Source organism: Colwellia asteriadis (assembly GCF_039523295.1).
GTDB lineage: Bacteria > Pseudomonadota > Gammaproteobacteria > Enterobacterales > Alteromonadaceae > Colwellia > Colwellia asteriadis.
Window position 1 is genome coordinate 259092 of record NZ_BAAAFA010000005.1, and the last position, 17505, is coordinate 276596.

Sequence of the window (17505 nt, forward strand, 5' to 3'; positions counted from 1 at the left end):
AGGAGCAAAAAATGAAAATTCATGTTTACGATACTCATGTACATACCACCACGGGTCAATATATCCATTTTGATGTTTTGGTAGATGATGACAATGTCAACCACGTTGCACAGTACGCTAAGCGCTACCTTGATAGTTTAGGGGTAAGCACAAACAACATTGAACAAAGTCGTTGTAATTTTTGCCATAGTGAAATGGCTCCCCCTGAAGTACAAGAAAATATTGTCCTCCATGGGCACAGTATTCTTCGCTTATAAATGAGTGTATACCTTTGCAAAGGTTCAATAATAGAGGGGAGTAACACGATAAAAAAGAATATAAGTTGTGACGCTCATAACTATTTTAAAATTATTTGCATGCGTCGTAGCCCCATAAAGGTTACGACCAAAAGCAATAACATTTACTATGGTATAGCAACAGTCATTAACGTGATTGAAGAACAAGAATATCTAGCCATGAATCACAACACGCAAACCCAGCTAATTTTACTAAGTGAAGTAAGGCAACTTGAGGTATTAACTAATAGCATTTCCTGACATAACTTTTCAATAACCTAGCAATACCGACAGTACAATTATTTTGATTGTTGCTCACTAAGTTCAATGAGGTATTAAGGGCGACATTAACTAACATATTAACAACAGCCCATCCAAGTAAAACGCTATTATTATGATTTCTCAGTTTAAATGCGCTAGAATACGCGCTGAATTTTCTCAGGTCACCATTTTCATCAATACTGATAAGCAGCTTTGATGGTTATAAACGGACTTTACGGCCGCCATGAAAATCATAATTCCAAATACTTTCAGTGGCTTTATTTACCCAAAACATTAAATAAAAGTCACTTACTATAGTTAGTTTGAGGGAAGAAGATGAGAATTCTTCACTGCCCCCGCAACGGTAATCACATTAACTTGTGTCAGTCCGATCACTCAAGCCAACTTAACTACACCGTGCCTGTCACGGCAACCACCATGATGCGGAGGGCATCATTCACGAGGTCCTATGAATAATAAGCACAAAAATACCCCAACTAAATCTTTTTTATCGTTAGCCATTACCGCCGCTGTTTCTAGTACTTTTATGGTATCGGCTTATGCCAACGAGAATAATGCAGTAACTAACGATGTATTAGAAGAAAATATTGAAGTGATTACCGTAACGGCTACTCGCTCAGCATTAAATATTAATGATGCGTTAACTAGTCAAATTGTGATTGACCGTCAAGCTATTGAGCGCATCAACCCAGTATCCGTTATAGATTTACTTTCTACCGTACCGAGTATTGATATTGCATCAAATGGTGGCAAAGGCCAAAGTGCTAGCGTATTTATGCGCGGTACTAGCTCAGATCACACATTAGTATTGATTGATGGCGTACGTATTAGCTCAGCAACATCAGGTGGCACTAACCTCAATACACTTTCACCTGCACTTATAGAACGCATTGAAATTGTTCAAGGCCCACGCGCCGCATTATGGGGCAGTGATGCCATTGGTGGCGTTATTCAAATATTTACCCGTAAACTTGATGGTGGCGACTTTTTTGCTGGTGCAAGTATTGGTAGCGATAACTACCGTAAATACCAAGCAGGCGTAGGTATTGCTCATGGCGACGGCCAAACTAGTATTACCGTTAATCATGAAGAAAGTGATGGTTTTGATGTTCAAGATAATACTGAAACCGATGACGATGGTTACGAGTTCACCTCAATTGCAGTGCGCGGCCAGCAAAATGTAAATACTAACTTAACTCTCGATTGGCTATTTACCGCAGATCAAGGTGAAACGGAATACGACGGCGGTTATCAAAACCAATCAGATGTAAACAACTACGCTTGGTTAGTACGTGCAAACTACGAAACTAACATTGGCAATGTTATAAATAACACCGTTGCTATGGTCGGGCAAAATGAAGATGCCGCTGACAGCTTAAAAGATGGCGTATTAAAAGGCAGCTTTGAGACTCGACGTAACCAGTTTTCATTAGTGAATCACAGCCAATTTTCTGAAGATGTACAATTAAACGTGGGTATTGATCATTACCAAGATGATGTATCGGGAAGCGAAACCAGCTATGAGCAAACTAAGCGAGATACAACCGGTATGTTCGCCCACGGTTTATTAACCAATAATAACTTCTCATATGAAGCAACACTGCGTTACGACGATGTAGAAGAAGTAGACTCTGAAGTAAGTTACAACTTAGGTGCAGGTTATAATTTCAGCACAAACAGCCGTGTAGTACTTAATTATGGTACGGGTTTTAAAGCGCCAACATTCAATGATCTATATTACCCTTATAGCGGTAATCCAGAATTAAGGTCTGAATATTCAGACAGTATTGAATTATTTTTTGAAACAACACTAGCAACAGTAGATACCAGTATTCACTTTTATCATACTGACGTTGACGACTTAATTGCATGGACAAGCGCAGGCCCAGAAAACTTTGAAGAAGTAGAAATTAGCGGCGCTGAATTTGTCGCGAGTTATTTAGGTTTTGGCGGCAATCACGATTTTAATGCTTCATATACTGACGCTGAAGATCAAAAAACCCATAAACAACTTATTCGACGCGCAAAAAACAAAGCCAGCTATAAATTTTCAACGTCTATTGCTAACGCAGATATTTACGCTGAATACCAATATGTTGGTAAACGAACCGATCGCGGCGATGTTAAGTTAGATGCTTACCAAGTCGTTAACTTAGGTTTTAATTACGCAATTATGCCGGAATTAAAACTGAACGCGCGCGTTACTAACTTATTTGACGAAGAATACCAAACAGCTAATGGCTATAATACCCAAGAGCAAGCCTTTTACTTAGGAGTTACCTACCAGAACTTTTAAGGAGCTAGGTAACTTTACTCGGTAAAATAACAATGAAAAAGCCAAAAGGTACTATGCCTTTTGGCTTTTTTAATGGCTGTATCTCGTCCTGAAATGTGTTTACATATTTAGGACGGGACACGACGTCAAAACAGCCATTCTTAGTAGTTAAATAGAAAAGCCTAATGTTCACAGGTAAGTCCCTATAAGCATTAACACAAAAAACTTAGGGTAGTAGATTAACCACATGAAAAATATAAACTTAATCATCACTTTCTAAGTTAGATATTACTGATTTATTTAAAAATCATCCAATTATCAATACTCTCTAAGGTTTTAGCCTTTCTAATTCATTTAATTTATGAAATATTAAGTTATGATGAATTAATTTTATGGGGTAATCATTACAGAAAATTATCCATAATAAGGTGATAGGGCTATAAATGGTCGCACGTATATCGAGCTATATTCTTGCACTAATATTTTTTGCTTCAGGTGGTGCGAAATTATTATCGCTACCATTCGAGATTGAAGCATTTGTACGTTGGGGTTACCCAATCGAGTTTATGTACTTAACGGGTATAATTGAAGTTTTTGGCGCATTAGGGCTACTAATTACAAGGCTATCATCACTCTCTGCACTATGCTTGGGCGGGTTCATGCTCGGCGCTATTGGGACGCATTTTGTTCACAAAGAGTGGCTAATGCTAACAGTAGCTTCTCTGATAATGCTTACAGCATTTTGGCGTGCTTGGTCTGGTAGAGAGGAGATTAAACAATTTATAATTAGGCAACGTAACCAATAGCCTAACTTTAGAAACGGCAAAGAATAACAAAAAAGCGTTAGCATTAAAAAATGGAGCTTTATCAAATGACACACCTACAAAAATTAGCCGGAGTTGCCGCTATTGCTGAAGGACTAATATATATAATAGCTTTTATATACTTTGGGACATTTTTCACCTACCCCATAAATGGTAGCCCAGTAGAAAAAATGACTTACCTCGCAGAAGTACAACTTACATTTTCATTAGTCTGTTTATTAATGTATGTAGTATTTGGCGTTTTTCTCGCCCTACTGGTTGTTGGCTTACATGAAAGAATTAAGCACACAAATACCCCAACAATATTCATTGGGTCGTTATTTGGTGTTATTTGGGTTGGGCTTGTCATTGCCAGTGGTATGCTTTCAAATATTGGGCTTGCTCATGCGATTGAGCTAGCGAATAAAAGCCCGGAGAAAGCTCTCGAGCTATGGACAACCATTTCAGTCATTACTGAAAGTTTAGGCGGAGGAAATGAGGTTGTTGGTGGTCTATGGGTTTTATTAGTTAGCATTGCAGCTATGAAAGGCAATTGCTTGCCTCGTTTTATCAATTTTCTTGGGTGTTTTGTCGGTATGGCAGGTATTGCCACTATTTATCCTAACGATACTTTTACGGAAATATTTGGTGTATCACAAATTGTTTGGTTTATTGGGTTGGGGCTATATTTACTATCCGAAAAGAAAGCACAAATGACTCAAACGAACAAAACAGCTCGGTTGTAGTTGTTCACCGCAATTTTATATCACCATTGATAGTTCTTATTAGGGCTTCAAAAATTAACGGAGTATTCAATTATTGTGTTTACAATTAACAAGGTAAATGTCCCAATTCATAGTGAGATATTCAAAAGCCTAAAAGGTGCTTACTATGCTGACTCATACGCTTTTTGTTCAAACAAAGGAGATAGAGTTGCTTTGCAAGTTTGGTTAGACCATGCAAGTAAAACACCTGCTTGGGTTACCTTTTTAATGGCAACTCGCAATAAGGTTGTCTCAATATTTGGCTTGAAAAATATTGGTCACTTAGGTGACATAGATACTAAAAAGTTAATTAGTGAATATAAAGTGGGCGATAAAGTGGGAATATTCACTTTGCTTTTTTTAAGTGATAGTGAAGCCATATTAATCGACTCGGATAAACATCTAGATGTAAAGATTTCGCTGTATACCCACAGAGAAAAAGCTCATTTAGTTTCCATTTCAACCGTAGTTCATGTACATAATTTTATGGGAAAATTGTATATGTTTTTCGTAGCGCCGATGCATAAATTAATTGTACCGTCGGCGATTAAACGAGCCGAAAGTTCTGATAGCTAGCTCTAATGCCTAATAAAAAGTACAGCTGAATAAAAATTAGCACTTAGTAGTTAACCTGAACTCGGTTTAAGAGATATTTAACAAATTGAAATATCAGCAAAAATTACTTTTATAAACCTCTAGCTTGATAGTTTTTCTTCTTTTCATATGATAAGCAAGGCAAATTTCGCGTCAATAGCTGGCCTATTGCAAGTAAATTTAACGAAGAAGTTAGGAAAAGTAGCTGCTAGAGAAACATTTGTTAAGCCGAGCTCAGGTTAGTTAGTGCAACTAGCTGATTTTTAGCGTTAAGCAGTGCTTGCTCAAGTTTAGGTAAATCTTTAGTTAAGGCGATACCAAAGCGCAAGGTATCGTTTTCGTCAGCTAAACGGACATAAACCCCTTGCAAGCATAACAAGTGATAAAGCTGCTGGGCGATAAAGTGACTCTTCCCCTGCTTCAAATCAACATTTTCAACATGAAAAGTAACCGTAATAAATAAATTACAACCATGCATAGTGGCAATAAGGTCATCCCCCCAACATCGCTGTAAAAGCGCCACTTGTGTTGCTTTTAATGTAGAGAGTGTTTGTTTTTGCTCTGCTTGCCAATCGGTATCTAGTAACGCCACTTGCGCAATAAACTGCGCTGGACCATTCACTTGCCATGGTCCTAAGTAGTTTGAAAACACTTTACGCCATTCATCATTAGCAATTAAAAAACCAAGGCGAATACCTGCTAAACCAAAAAACTTACCAAATGAGCGCAATACTAAAGTGTGTGAATGAGTAACTAAACCGCCCATTGAATTAGGCTTTTCAATAACGTCCATAAACGCTTCATCAATCACTAACAAACCATGTAATCGCGCTATCGCTTGCTGGTATGCTTGTAGTGTTTCTCTGCTAAAAAGCTTACCCGTTGGATTATTAGGGTTAATGACTACCAACACACAGTAAGGGGTAAGCTCTGTAATTTCAGGTAATTCATCTTGATAAAAGCACAACAAGTGTCCCGCATCTTGCCATGCTTGACCGTGCTCTTTATAACCTCGCTCTGGTACATAAACCCTACTAGCAAGTTTCCCAATTACTTGGCTGTTTTTCTGCGCCCATAACAGAGGTAATGCTTTAATAATAGACTGACTACCGTTAGTTACTAATAATGGCTGAGAGCATTGATAATACCCTTGCGCCGCGGCAAGTAAATCGGCGTTTTTTTGTGGTAGTTGTTGCCACAACGCTAGCGGAATATCAGGGATAGCATAGCTTAGCGGTGCAATGCCTGTTGATAAGTCTAACCAATTATTAACAGGAATTTTATATTGTGCGGCTACCTGATGTAATTGTCCGCCATGGATAAGAGTCATAATGATTTTTACTGAAAAATGAGTTCAAAACGAGTTCAAAGTTAACTTAGTATTAGCTCAGTACTACACTAGTGTTAACTAAAAGTAATATCGTGAATTAACGCCTTCTGCCTTTATTGCTGCTAGTGTTATTAGTACAGGTATTAGTACAGGTGTTGGTACAGGTAATAGGTATTGCTATTAGCATTACTTCTCTTTTAATGTGATATCAATAACATAGCCACTAATTGCCCACTAAAAACGCTCAATAACAACAACAGCGCAGCCACTTTAACGAGCTTAACACTACGCATAATATCGTCAAGGCTCACCTGCTCTCCCACACCTAAGGATACGCTGCTGATAGTTTTGCCATGATAACTAGCACTACCACCTAAAAGCACGTTCATTACAGTAGCGCCTGCAGCCATCACCCAACCACCATTATGGCTTTTATATTGATTACCTTGCTTAAAAGCATTACTCACACTGCACTTAAAGCGACCATAAATACTACCTTGTATTGCATAGAGCAAAGTGCAAACTTTCGCAGAAGCAAACCCTAATAAATCATCAAGACGAGCACTAACATAACCAAAGGAGAAAAATCGGGCACTTTTATAACCCCACATGGCATCTAAGGTATTAGCAAAACGATGTAATATCACTAATGGAGCGCCGCCGATAACATAATAAAAAAGTGATGCGATTACCGAGTCATGACCATTTTCTAACATTGACTCAACCGTTGCGCGCGACATCGCTTGCGGCGATAACGCTGTAGTATCTCTACTAACTAAATAACCGGTAAAATGTCGTGCTTGTACTAAGTTATTATTTTTTAGCGGCTGGTAAACTTGCATCGCATGCTGGTGTAGGCTGTGTAAGCCTATCGCTAAATACAGCACAACCGCATCAAGCAATAGTTGCCAATACCAAATAAAGTCATTTAGAAAAAACCAATAAAACAGTGGAATAGGTAAAACCATAAGCAACCAAGCACAGCCACCTAATAGTGCAGACTTTATTGAAAATTTTGGCTCTTGATTAGTACCAGTCGCCACTTTACTAGACGAAGCACTAAAAGAACTATTCGAGGTAAGGGCAAGATCTTCTTCAGCAAAAACATCGGAGTCGTCATTGTTTGATTTAATTGGTTTGATTGGCTTGATTGGCTTTGCTATAAAATCAGGATTAAGTCGTTGCTCTAACCATTGAGCAATATAACCAAAGCCAACGAGGTAATGGTATTTTTTCGCCTCACCAAAGCAGGCATCAAATATCAACGCCAGTAATAAGGTAATACTTACTGAACAACCAACAATTAAAGAGTAAGCATCAGGTAAAACTATTTCATTTAATAATGACACTAAAAACTCCTCGTAATAACCTAAGTTGACGGCAGAAATAACCGCTGCTGATGATGACAATATACTAACTTGATAACGCTGGCATTTTTAAACAACTCATAAGCATTACCGTTAAGACGTTGCCCTAGTGTAGACAGCAAACAGCGTAATGCTTCACCATGAAAAATAACCAGTAATTGAGTATTCATACGCGCCACAGCAATAGTACAAAGCCCCTGATATATTCGGTCACCACATGCCACAGCACTTTCGCCATCCACCGGTACTCGGCAAGTAAAGCCATGTAATATTTCCTCAAAATGCGCTTGATGAGCAATATCAGATAAATACTGCCCCTGCCATGCGCCTAAATCGCGCTCCATTAATAGCTTTTCAGTACTTACTTCAACCTGCAATAATTGTTGACATAAATTTGCCGTCGCTACGGCTCGACCTAAGGGCGAACTAATAATAGCGTCAATGTTATAAGCTTTTATTTGCTCAGCGAGATTGCTTGATTGTTTTTTTCCTAGCTCAGTTAACTCACTATCAAGTTGGCCTTGAAAGCGATGACCTTTATTCCACTTTGTTTCACCGTGACGAGCTAAATAAAAAACTGTTTGCATTATATCAACTACCTCATAAAAGCGACGCGCAGCATAACCAAATCACTCTATGGCTTCAATGCAAATCTGAGATATTGCAATTAGTTATACCCAAACGAGCATTGTTTATTGTATTTAGGTGCTGCATTGCGTACCATTTGCCGTGATTTAGGTGTCTTAGGATTAGCTTTGATTTTACACTTCATTTTAGAATGAGTTATTAAGCTATTAACTGACTTATCAGCAATTACCCATTGTAAAAAAGTCAGCCAATAAAGATGAAACGTGAAACTGGTGAAATACCAGTACTGCCCCCGCAACGGTAACTGTGAGCAGCAACAAAAACCACTGTATGAACCATAAGCGAAAAGCTGATGACGTATGGGAAGGTGTTGCAATGCGATGAACAGGAGTCCGGAGACCGGCCTATTTTACTCGACAACTGCGGTGGGCGGTGATTCAGAGCATAGTAAAAAATAGACTAAGTAAGTACCCGCCGCTGCGTAAAGGTTTAACTTGCTAAAAATGTTACTTATGTAGCCTAAAAGGCTTAAATAAGCTAGCTGCTGCTATTTACTCTCTTTGATTTCCTCTGCCGTTAATTTATTTAATGGAACTGTTATGAAATCAACCACTCAAAAATACCCTATTAGTATACTCGCCAGCATTGTTGCCCTGTTAACGTTTTTAATGCTCGCCACTCGTGGTAACCATTTTACTGTATTTAATGACTTACCAAGTGCTTCTACTGCGGTTTTCTTTCTCGCGGGTATGTATTTACGCAGTATAAAAAGCTTTTGGTATTTCTATATTTTATCTATCGTGATTGATTTAAGCTCGTCTTATATGCGTGGCTCATTTGGTGATTGTTTAACTGCTTCCTACCCTGCCTTAGCCTTTAGTTATGCCGCCATGTTTGCTATTGGATTTTATGCTAAAGCCAGTTGGAATCAGCAATCGGCACTTTTTAATATTGCCAAAATTTCAATTGCTTTATTTACCGCAAGCGCGATTGCCTTTTTCATTTCAAATGGCAGTTACTATGCTTTATCAGGTCACTTTTATCCACTTTCATGGGCAGAATATACCGCCCGTGTTGATAAGTATTTTGTGAGCTCTATCAGTAGACCTATTTTCTATGTCGCTTCAGCCATAGCAATTGATTATGTTATTAGTCAATTTTTTAGTCATAAAACGAGCGCTGCCACGCAGCCATCTGAACACCTATAACACTAAAATAAGCTAAATAATGACTAACTCAACATCTCCTGAAAACTTACCTTTTCAGCATAAAATGAAAAACACCGCTGGATCTGGCACTGTGTGTCCAGCACTTATTGTTTCTGCTCCTTCTTCTGGCTCAGGTAAAACCACAATAACGGCAGCACTTGCACGTTATCACCGTAATCAAGGACGTAAAGTTAGTGTTTTTAAAGTCGGACCTGACTTTATTGATCCAATGATATTACGCCAAGCAAGTGGCGAGCTGGTCTACCAACTCGATTTATGGCTAGTTGGCGAGCAAGGTTGCCAAGCGTTATTACACCGTGCAGCACTTGACTCAGATCTTATTTTGATTGAAGGGGTGATGGGCTTATTTGACGGTACGCCAAGTAGCGCTGACTTAGCACAATATTTTTCCATTCCTGTTTTAGGGGTTATTGATGCATCGGCGATGGCGCAAACCTTTGCTGCGGTAACTTTTGGGCTGGCAAAGCTTCGTGCTGATTTACCCTTTGCAGGGGTAATAGCCAATCGCGTAAATACACCGCGTCATGTTGAAATTTTGCAAAGTTGTTTACCTGAGGAATTCCGCTTTTTTGGGCGCATTGCGAAAGATGCTGAAATTACTTTGCCTGAGCGCCACTTAGGTTTAGTTCAAGCGCAAGAATTAGCCGATATTGACACTCAACTTGATAAAGCAGCCAGCCATATTGCACAAACCGATTTAGTTGATTTACCAACAGCGGTAGAGTTTTTCCCAGTAACAAAGCAGCAAGCAGCTGAGCAACATAGCACAGAGTTTTCAGCCGCATTCTCAACAGCACTTTCAGGTACGCGTATTATCATTATTAAAGATAAAGCTTTTAGCTTTATTTACGCGGCCAACATTGCTTTTCTTGAACAAGCAGGCGCAGATATTGTTTATTGCTCAGCCCTAAACGATGCGCACTTACCTGCTGGTGATGTGCTGTACATTCCCGGCGGCTATCCTGAGCTTTATGCCGATGAGTTACTCAGTAATACCAGTTTTATTGCCGAAGTGCGTGAATTTTCAAACGCACAAAAACCTATTGTTGCTGAATGTGGTGGTATGCTCTACTTACTTGAAGAGCTAGTCGATTTAAATGATAACAACTTTACTATGGTTGGTTTACTACCTGGTAAAGCAAAAATGCAGCAAAAGCTTGCTGCAATTGGCTCACAATCGGTTGAAGTTCCTTTATTTAAAGGTATTGCAAACACGGTAATCCGAGGTCATAGCTTTCACTACTCAACAGCCGATATTGCATTAAAAGCTGTTAGCGTTAGTAAGCATCACCCAACCGAGCGTTTAGTTGAGTCGGTCTATCAGCACAATAATATTATTGCTTCCTATATGCATTGGTATTTACCAAGTAATGCCGAAATTGCTTTAAAGATGTTTGATAAAAAACGAGTTTTATCTAAATAAATAAGATAGCTAAATAGTCATAACTAATGACCCATTTACCATTAATGGGCTGACAAACTATAGAAGATAACTTTAAAACAGCTAAAAACAGTAAGGCATTTTAATGAGTAACGAATTACACCAGCAGCAAAGCGCTGAAGAAAAGCATAAAGCTCGTCAACAAAAAATAAAAGCCAATGTGGATAAGCGCGTAGCTAAAGCAACTAAAGAGTGTGGCGTATTAGTGGTAATTACCGGTAATGGCAAGGGCAAAAGCACCTCAGGTTTTGGCACGGTATTACGCGCTTTAGGTCACGGCTTAAAGCCCGGTATTGTCCAATTTATTAAGGGGAGTAAATGGGAATGTGGCGAGATGAATATTTTAAAGCAATTTCCGATAGAACATCATGTTATGGGCACAGGTTTTACTTGGGAAACACAAGATAAAGCCACAGATATTGCCGCGGCTAAAGTCGCATGGCAAAAAAGTAAAGCGATGTTAGCTAACCCTGATATTGATATTGTACTGCTTGATGAAATGACCTACATGGTTAAATACGGCTATATAAACCTTGATGAAATTATTGAGGCACTCACTAATCGCCCGCCAATGCAGCATGTGCTCATTACCGGACGTGCTTGTCATCGCCGCTTAATAGAGCTTGCTGATACAGTGTCGGAAGTTCAGCCAACTAAGCATGCTTTTCAAGACGGTATAAAAGCGCAAAAAGGCTTAGACTGGTAATCAATTGAACTAAAGGATAAATATTTCAGATAAAAATAAACTAAGCAATTTGCTGGGTTAGGCTTACAATTAAATAACAATTATTTTAAAGCAAAATTTTTATCAATAACGTATTATCCGCCGCTAGCAGCGATCAAGGACAGAGGGTTGTCATTCATTCAATACCAATAGCGCTATAAATCGATTGGTATTCTTTACTCAAAAAGTAGGAAGTGTGGGCAAGTTAATGCGACGTTTTATCATTATATTTTTGTACGTTATTGCTTTACCTAGCTTTAGCTGTGAGCTAACCGTTCGACTTGAAAATTACGCCCCAGAGTCTCAAAAAAACAGTAATAATAAGTGGTCTGGAGTTGATATCGACTTAACCAAAGTATTATTAACTAAAGCACAATGCCAATTTTCGGTGGTTGAAATCTCATGGGCAAGAGCACTCGTGATGCTAGCTGATGGTGATATTGATTTAATGGTCAATGTTTCAAAAACGCCGATTAGAGAGGAATTATTTTACTTTATTGGCCCTATTCGCAATGAAGTCATTGTTCTGGCAACCAATGAAAGTGCTAATTTTTCACTTAATCAAATATCAGATATTACGCAACTAAATAAACCTATTGCGATCCAACGTAATGCCTATTACGGCGAAGATATTGAGCGATTATTAGCTGACAAACAACATCAGCAACACTTTATTCATGTTACTGATAATAAAACTAAATTGAAGCTCTTAAAGCGCGGACGTATTAGTGGCTTTTTAGAAGCTAAACGTAATATTATTAATGGCGTAACATCAGATGAAGACTTTGAAGGTGTTTGGTTTCAGCCATTAGAGTTTCATAGCACGCCTATTTACTTTGCCCTTAGTAAGAAATCGGTTACACCTAGTTTAAAAAGTAGGGTCGAGAATGCTTTTCAACAATTAAAAAACCAAGGCGGACTAAAGGCTGTTGAAAACAGTCACAACTCTAAAATATAAGTAAAAATCCTAGGGGCTATTGATCTTTCGAGATTATTTTTGCAGCTTTTTTGTTGGGTATTTATACAAGGCAGAGCCTTTGTAATGTAGTTATTCTACCTAAAAAGGCGATAACGCAGTAAAAATGACCAACAAACGCTGTCCGAAGGATTCGGCTAAAAGCGTTTTACTCTTTGTTGAACAGTATTTGCTTAGAATGACTAGGCAACACACTGTCCGCCGCGATTAAAACGCTTTTATCTCGAACAAAATTTAACCGCGAAAGTTCAACAGCCCCTAACGTCTATACCCAAATATTTTCACTGTCATATTTGATTTTATACACGGCTACATTGGTCATTCATATAGCCACTTCAGGCAATGCATTAATCGCACGTAAAATATCTTTAACAATCGCTTTACGCTTAAATAAGTCTTTGCCTCGGTTTGGGGTATCAATATTTAAAGCAAAATAAACAGCGCCGTCTGGCCATTCTACCCAACCCACCCACCAGCCGTACTTTCCTTGCCAGCCAGTTTTTGCCCGTAGAATCCAATCGTTACCTTGATAACTACCCGCTTCATTAACTAATAAATCTTTTACTAATAATTGATGCTCTATCTTAAACGGTAGTTTATTTTTATGTAACTGCGCTAGAAAATCGATTTGTTGCTGCGCTGAAATAGCCAAATTACCCTCTATCCAATAGCTGCCTTGCTCCGTCTGTGGATCGCTATTGCCATACTGCAATTTTTGCAAATAACGCAAAGATTTTTCATAACCCAATTGTTTGGCAAACGCATCATAAACCCATACTGCAGAGTGTCGCATCGCCGAACGTAAATTTTGATCTTGATTATGTAGTGAGTAGCTTTGCTTTACTCCATCCCATGTAAATACCTGAAACTCATCTTTAACAAGACCTGCGTCAAGGGCAAATAAACTGTGTGGAATTTTAAATGTAGAAGCTGGCGAGTATGCTTTTTTCGCCCGACTTGGATTATATACCCAGCGCTTATTAACGCCGGTTCGGCTATCTAGTATGACTACAGTACCTGTTGCTTGGTAAGCGTCAAAATATCGCTGCCAACTTTCCTGCTCAATATTTTTATCTTTAGCTAATAGGCCAAAACTAACCAGCCATAGTGAAGCTACTAGTACCTTGAACGGGTCAAACGTTATTGGTAACTTTAATTGATGATATGCTGCTAACACTGTGCCGCCTTATTTGAATAAGTAAAGAGAGGCAGACTAACAAAATGCTAAATGCTTTACTTAATTGTGGCAAAAATATGACTAAGCATAGCATTAACCTGAACTCGTGATAATAAGCTTACTATTACCGCATCAACTCGTTACCGCATCAACTCGCCTAATTGCCATTAAAAATATCTACAATTGGACAGTTCTGCCATATTTTACTCAAGTTCGCTTCTCTATACTAAGTCTAAATCGAGACGTTAAGGGATTATTCAATATGGTTAATAACATCAGTCGCATACTATTATCAGCTTCTTTGTTCACATTAAGCACTACCGCAAATGCTTCATTAATTACCAATGGCAGTTTTGAGCAATTAGCATTTAATGATAATACTCAGGTGGTCGGTGCAGCAAATAATACCAACTTAGCGTCTTATCAATCTATGGGTAGTGCTTGGGATGTATTTTACACCTTACCGGGTTGGGTAACCACTGCAGGTAGTGGCATTGAATTACAAAAAAATGTAGTCACTCAATCGCAAGATGGCGCAACACATGTTGAGCTTGATTCAGATATGAAAAGCGCAGCAAATACTGTGATGTCGCAATCATTAACTTCATTAACCGTAGGTGCTGATTATTTATTAGAGTTTTTTTATAAGCCTCGCACCAACGCAATCAATGATAATGGCGTACAAGTATTTTGGTATGACTCAGGCACCAGTTTTGATCAAAACATGGCGGCAAAGTTTATTGTTGATGGTACTAAAAACATTACCCCAAGCTGGGTAAAACAGTCAGTGGTTTTAACTGCGCAAGCAGAAACCATGGACATTAGTTTCGGCGCTTTTGGGATGAAAAACTCGTTTGGTGGTTTAATTGATAATGTGTCGTTGGTACAAGTTAGCAACGCTAAGGTAAGTGACATACCTGAGCCATCTATTTTTGCATTAAGTTTATTAGGTTTTGGTTTACTTGTACGTAGACACACTAAACGAACAAAGAATAAAGTATTAGCTGGTAAATAATAACACCTGCTTTTATAACCTTATTATTGAGAATATTAGCCACAAGACAGGATCGTCTACCGGCTTCAATCTAGCTTATATTTATATTATTCAATAATGTTTGCTTTTTCAGCCAATCCCCCCTCAATTTATTGAGTGGCTGAAAAAGCGCCCTACTTTACGAGAAAGTTTCACTAGGCAACTTCACTAGACAACTTAGCTAGAAAACTCAACTAAATAAGTTCACCGTCACATATTACCCACGGTAAGTTACCCCATTAATGTTCGTTTAATATCATCAAAATCAACAATATTTAAAAGCTCAGCTTTTTGCGATAAAGCACTATAATCTTGATGACCTGCTGCCATATGGTATAAACACGACAACATAAACAAAATCATTTCATCTTCTTTAGTCCCTTTACTGCGCTGTTGGCTTACTTTATCTAAATGGGTTAACTGCTTAATTAAACTCGCATCAATATGCCACAGCGACAACATTAACGACGAGGCTGAATAAATACTAATATTCATTGAGGTATTAATGTGCTGATTAAGCGAGTGTAAGTCATCCATTCCTTGAAGTGAGTGCATTACAAACTTGTGATTACCCGCCTCTTTATGACTCAACAATAAAATCCCCAACAGCGCAAAAACAAGTACTTGCTCGGTTAAAGCAATATCGAATTTAACCTCAGGAGCAACCGACTTACGCAATAACTGAAAAAACTTAGGAGCAATTAAAAATGCTTCTACATACGGCTCAATAATGGTGGGGGTTACATGTGCTTTCAGTGCATCTTTTACCGTATACATAACCGCTAAATTAATAACGGTATTAATACCTAAATTCCGACTAATCGCTTCATGAAGGCTTTGCGGTGTTTTCCCATAGATAGCTTTACTCGCAAGACCGATAACACGCCCAGAAAAAATGGGGTCTTCGGCAACAATAGCAACAACCTTGTCGATATCTAAATTATGGTTATCTCGCTCTTTTAACAACTGTTGACAACAGTCCGATAGTGGCGGCATATTTTGCGCAATACCTGCTAAGTTTTGCGGATTATTCTTATTATCTCCAATTAAAGATAACTCTCGAAATTGTGACGGGGTAATACCAAATTTTTGTCGAAAAGCACGCTCAAAAGTAGCGCGTTCAGAGTAACCTAATTGAATAGCCAGTGACTCTATTTTGGCATTTTGAGTTAACAGCGCTTGTACGCATAACTCATTTAAATACTTTTGCTGAATAAGCTTAAAACTACTGCCCTCTAACGACAGTTTGCGACGAAATGAAGTCATACTCATTGCCAACAATGAAGCACATTGTTCTATAGTGAGCGTTGCAGGTAAGCCGCTTTGTTGTAATAAACCATTAACCGCTTCGGTTAAAGCAAGAGTTTGTTGCTGATCATTCATAGCACATTAATAAAATTGAAATAAAATAAAGTTACTGGAAAAATAAAAATAGTAAGTATCTTAAGACCTCAAAATACAATTTTTATAGCCGTGATTATGGGGAGTATTAACCTTATTTATGTTAAGCACAAGTTGTGCGCTAATGAATATTAAGACTTATTATGTAGTTGTCATAGATTATTCATCTATAAAGCTAAATTCTCCATAATGCGTCAGCGTTATTTATTAGTAAAGTAAAGGCAAAGTAGAGTTAGTGCTCGTAATATCTTTTTTCGCTTTTGCTAATATTTTTGCCCCATTGTCTAACATAAACTGCTGAAATGCTTTTGCTGTTAAGCTAGGTTTTCGAGAACTACGCTGTACTAAGCGCCATTTATTTTTAATAGGAAAGTGCTCTACTGGCAGTATTTTTATACCGGGTACTAAACCGAAATCAACGCTATAACGGCTTAAAATAGATAACCCTAACCCGGCCGAAACCGCTTGTTTAATGGCTTCACTACTTGCAATAGTCATTTTTTCATTAAGCTTAAAGCCATGAAAATTAAATAAATTAATTGCCGCTTCTCGCGTACCAGAGCCAGCCTCCCTGAGAATAAATGGGTAATGACTTAATCGCGCTAAACTAATATTTTCTTGCTGGGCAAGCTCATGACGCTCTGGCGCTACCACAACTAACTCATTTGTTAGAAATGGGCTTTCTAGTACTTCAACCCCTGTAGGTATTTGACTAAACAGGTAAAAGTCGTCGCTGTTATCTCGAAGACGAGCGTGTACCGTATCACGGTTACCTATTTCTAACTTTACTTCAACTTGTGGATGACGCTGTGTGAATGCCGCGAGTAACAAAGGTAAAAAATATTGTGCCGTGGTAACAACCGCAATAGTTAACGTACCTGTTACCACTCCTTGTAAATTATCTATATCAGTTTTTAAATTATCGAGCGACTGAAATATTTGATTGGCACTACGTAACACCGCCTGACCTGCATCGGTTAGCTCAACTACTCGTCCCCGCATTTGGTAAACAGGTAAACCGAGTAAATCACTTAAGTTTTTTAATTGAATAGAAACTGATGGCTGTGAAATGAATAACTTTTCAGCCACAACAGATAAACTCTGATAGCGAGCTAAAGCCTGAACTAATTGTAACTGCCTAATTGTTGGTTGTTTTACACTCATAAATAGCTACTAAATCAAACCAAAAACACAAACTATAGATTAAAATCTATAATTGAAATTAAAAACATATATTAGACTCTAT

The 17505-nt window shown here is 38.3% G+C and carries 17 protein-coding genes, 1 pseudogene and 1 riboswitch; of the genes and pseudogenes, 11 read left to right on the plus strand and 7 right to left on the minus strand.

Going from position 1 to position 17505, the window contains the following annotated elements; genetic code table 11:
- The first annotated feature begins 11 nt into the window (after nucleotides 1-11).
- From ABD005_RS09150 to ABD005_RS09175, 6 genes are all read left to right on the plus strand, one after another.
- The gene (locus tag ABD005_RS09150) at nucleotides 12-257 is read left to right on the plus strand and encodes a DUF2024 family protein (RefSeq protein WP_343817108.1); all 246 of its coding nucleotides are present in this window, start codon (nucleotides 12-14) and stop codon (nucleotides 255-257) included.
- A complete protein-coding gene (locus tag ABD005_RS09155) occupies nucleotides 258-536 on the plus strand; it encodes a Rho-binding antiterminator (RefSeq protein WP_343817110.1) in 279 nt (92 codons plus the stop codon).
- 469 nt (nucleotides 537-1005) lie between these two features.
- Entirely contained in the window at nucleotides 1006-2853 is a 1848-nt protein-coding gene (locus ABD005_RS09160; protein ID WP_343817112.1) for a TonB-dependent receptor domain-containing protein, read from the plus strand.
- Nucleotides 2854-3275: 422 nt separating this feature from the next.
- Complete coding sequence (locus ABD005_RS09165; RefSeq protein WP_215979095.1) at nucleotides 3276-3638, plus strand: DoxX family protein; 363 nt, start codon at nucleotides 3276-3278, stop codon at nucleotides 3636-3638.
- A 65-nt stretch (nucleotides 3639-3703) separates the two neighbouring features.
- Entirely contained in the window at nucleotides 3704-4381 is a 678-nt protein-coding gene (locus tag ABD005_RS09170; protein ID WP_343817115.1) for a hypothetical protein, read from the plus strand.
- 75 nt (nucleotides 4382-4456) lie between these two features.
- Nucleotides 4457-4975 carry a DUF2867 domain-containing protein gene (locus ABD005_RS09175; protein ID WP_343817117.1) on the plus strand — a complete coding sequence of 173 codons (519 nt, stop codon included), beginning with the start codon at nucleotides 4457-4459 and terminating at the stop codon, nucleotides 4973-4975.
- Nucleotides 4976-5216: 241 nt separating this feature from the next.
- Here the strand turns inward: ABD005_RS09175 and ABD005_RS09180 are convergent, their stop codons facing one another.
- The 3 genes from ABD005_RS09180 to ABD005_RS09190 form a co-directional block, all read right to left on the minus strand.
- The gene (locus ABD005_RS09180) at nucleotides 5217-6323 is read right to left on the minus strand and encodes a threonine-phosphate decarboxylase (RefSeq protein WP_343817119.1); all 1107 of its coding nucleotides are present in this window, start codon (nucleotides 6321-6323) and stop codon (nucleotides 5217-5219) included.
- Between the two features lie 197 nt (nucleotides 6324-6520).
- Complete coding sequence (locus tag ABD005_RS09185; RefSeq protein ID WP_343817121.1) at nucleotides 6521-7732, minus strand: cobalamin biosynthesis protein CobD/CbiB; 1212 nt, start codon at nucleotides 7730-7732, stop codon at nucleotides 6521-6523.
- Complete coding sequence (locus ABD005_RS09190) at nucleotides 7693-8277, minus strand: histidine phosphatase family protein (RefSeq protein ID WP_343817123.1); 585 nt, start codon at nucleotides 8275-8277, stop codon at nucleotides 7693-7695. Before ABD005_RS09190 ends, ABD005_RS09185 begins: the two co-directional genes overlap by 40 nt.
- Before the next feature lie 225 nt (nucleotides 8278-8502).
- Nucleotides 8503-8700: riboswitch (cobalamin riboswitch) on the plus strand.
- A gap of 177 nt (nucleotides 8701-8877) precedes the next feature.
- Between ABD005_RS09190 and ABD005_RS09195 the strand changes: the two genes are divergently transcribed.
- The 4 genes from ABD005_RS09195 to ABD005_RS09210 all read left to right on the plus strand — a co-directional run bounded on the left by ABD005_RS09195 (nucleotide 8878) and on the right by ABD005_RS09210 (nucleotide 12630).
- Entirely contained in the window at nucleotides 8878-9486 is a 609-nt protein-coding gene (locus ABD005_RS09195; protein ID WP_215978494.1) for a hypothetical protein, read from the plus strand.
- Between the two features lie 19 nt (nucleotides 9487-9505).
- Nucleotides 9506-10930: a cobyrinic acid a,c-diamide synthase CobB gene (locus ABD005_RS09200; RefSeq protein ID WP_343817126.1), complete on the plus strand. Its 1425-nt coding sequence runs from the start codon at nucleotides 9506-9508 to the stop codon at nucleotides 10928-10930.
- A 97-nt stretch (nucleotides 10931-11027) separates the two neighbouring features.
- Nucleotides 11028-11654 carry a cob(I)yrinic acid a,c-diamide adenosyltransferase gene (gene cobO / locus ABD005_RS09205; RefSeq protein ID WP_425544894.1) on the plus strand — a complete coding sequence of 209 codons (627 nt, stop codon included), beginning with the start codon at nucleotides 11028-11030 and terminating at the stop codon, nucleotides 11652-11654.
- A 226-nt stretch (nucleotides 11655-11880) separates the two neighbouring features.
- Nucleotides 11881-12630: a substrate-binding periplasmic protein gene (locus ABD005_RS09210; protein WP_343817130.1), complete on the plus strand. Its 750-nt coding sequence runs from the start codon at nucleotides 11881-11883 to the stop codon at nucleotides 12628-12630.
- On the opposite strand, the pseudogene ABD005_RS09215 reads toward ABD005_RS09210, so the two are convergent.
- Together ABD005_RS09215 and blaOXA are read right to left on the minus strand one after the other, a co-directional pair.
- Nucleotides 12612-12843 (minus strand): annotated as a pseudogene (locus tag ABD005_RS09215) (hypothetical protein). The gene ABD005_RS09210 and the pseudogene ABD005_RS09215 overlap by 19 nt on opposite strands.
- Nucleotides 12844-12970: 127 nt before the next feature.
- Entirely contained in the window at nucleotides 12971-13792 is an 822-nt protein-coding gene (blaOXA, locus tag ABD005_RS09220; protein ID WP_343817189.1) for a class D beta-lactamase, read from the minus strand.
- A 295-nt stretch (nucleotides 13793-14087) separates the two neighbouring features.
- Here blaOXA and ABD005_RS09225 point away from each other — a divergent pair, with 295 nt between their 5' ends.
- Entirely contained in the window at nucleotides 14088-14840 is a 753-nt protein-coding gene (locus ABD005_RS09225; protein WP_343817132.1) for a hypothetical protein, read from the plus strand.
- Between the two features lie 249 nt (nucleotides 14841-15089).
- Here the strand turns inward: ABD005_RS09225 and ABD005_RS09230 are convergent, their stop codons facing one another.
- Both ABD005_RS09230 and ABD005_RS09235 read right to left on the minus strand, forming a co-directional pair.
- Nucleotides 15090-16241, minus strand: coding sequence for a helix-turn-helix domain-containing protein (locus tag ABD005_RS09230; RefSeq protein ID WP_343817134.1), 1152 nt, complete (start codon nucleotides 16239-16241; stop codon nucleotides 15090-15092).
- 225 nt (nucleotides 16242-16466) lie between these two features.
- Nucleotides 16467-17423 carry a LysR substrate-binding domain-containing protein gene (locus ABD005_RS09235; RefSeq protein ID WP_343817136.1) on the minus strand — a complete coding sequence of 319 codons (957 nt, stop codon included), beginning with the start codon at nucleotides 17421-17423 and terminating at the stop codon, nucleotides 16467-16469.
- Nucleotides 17424-17505 lie beyond the last annotated feature (82 nt).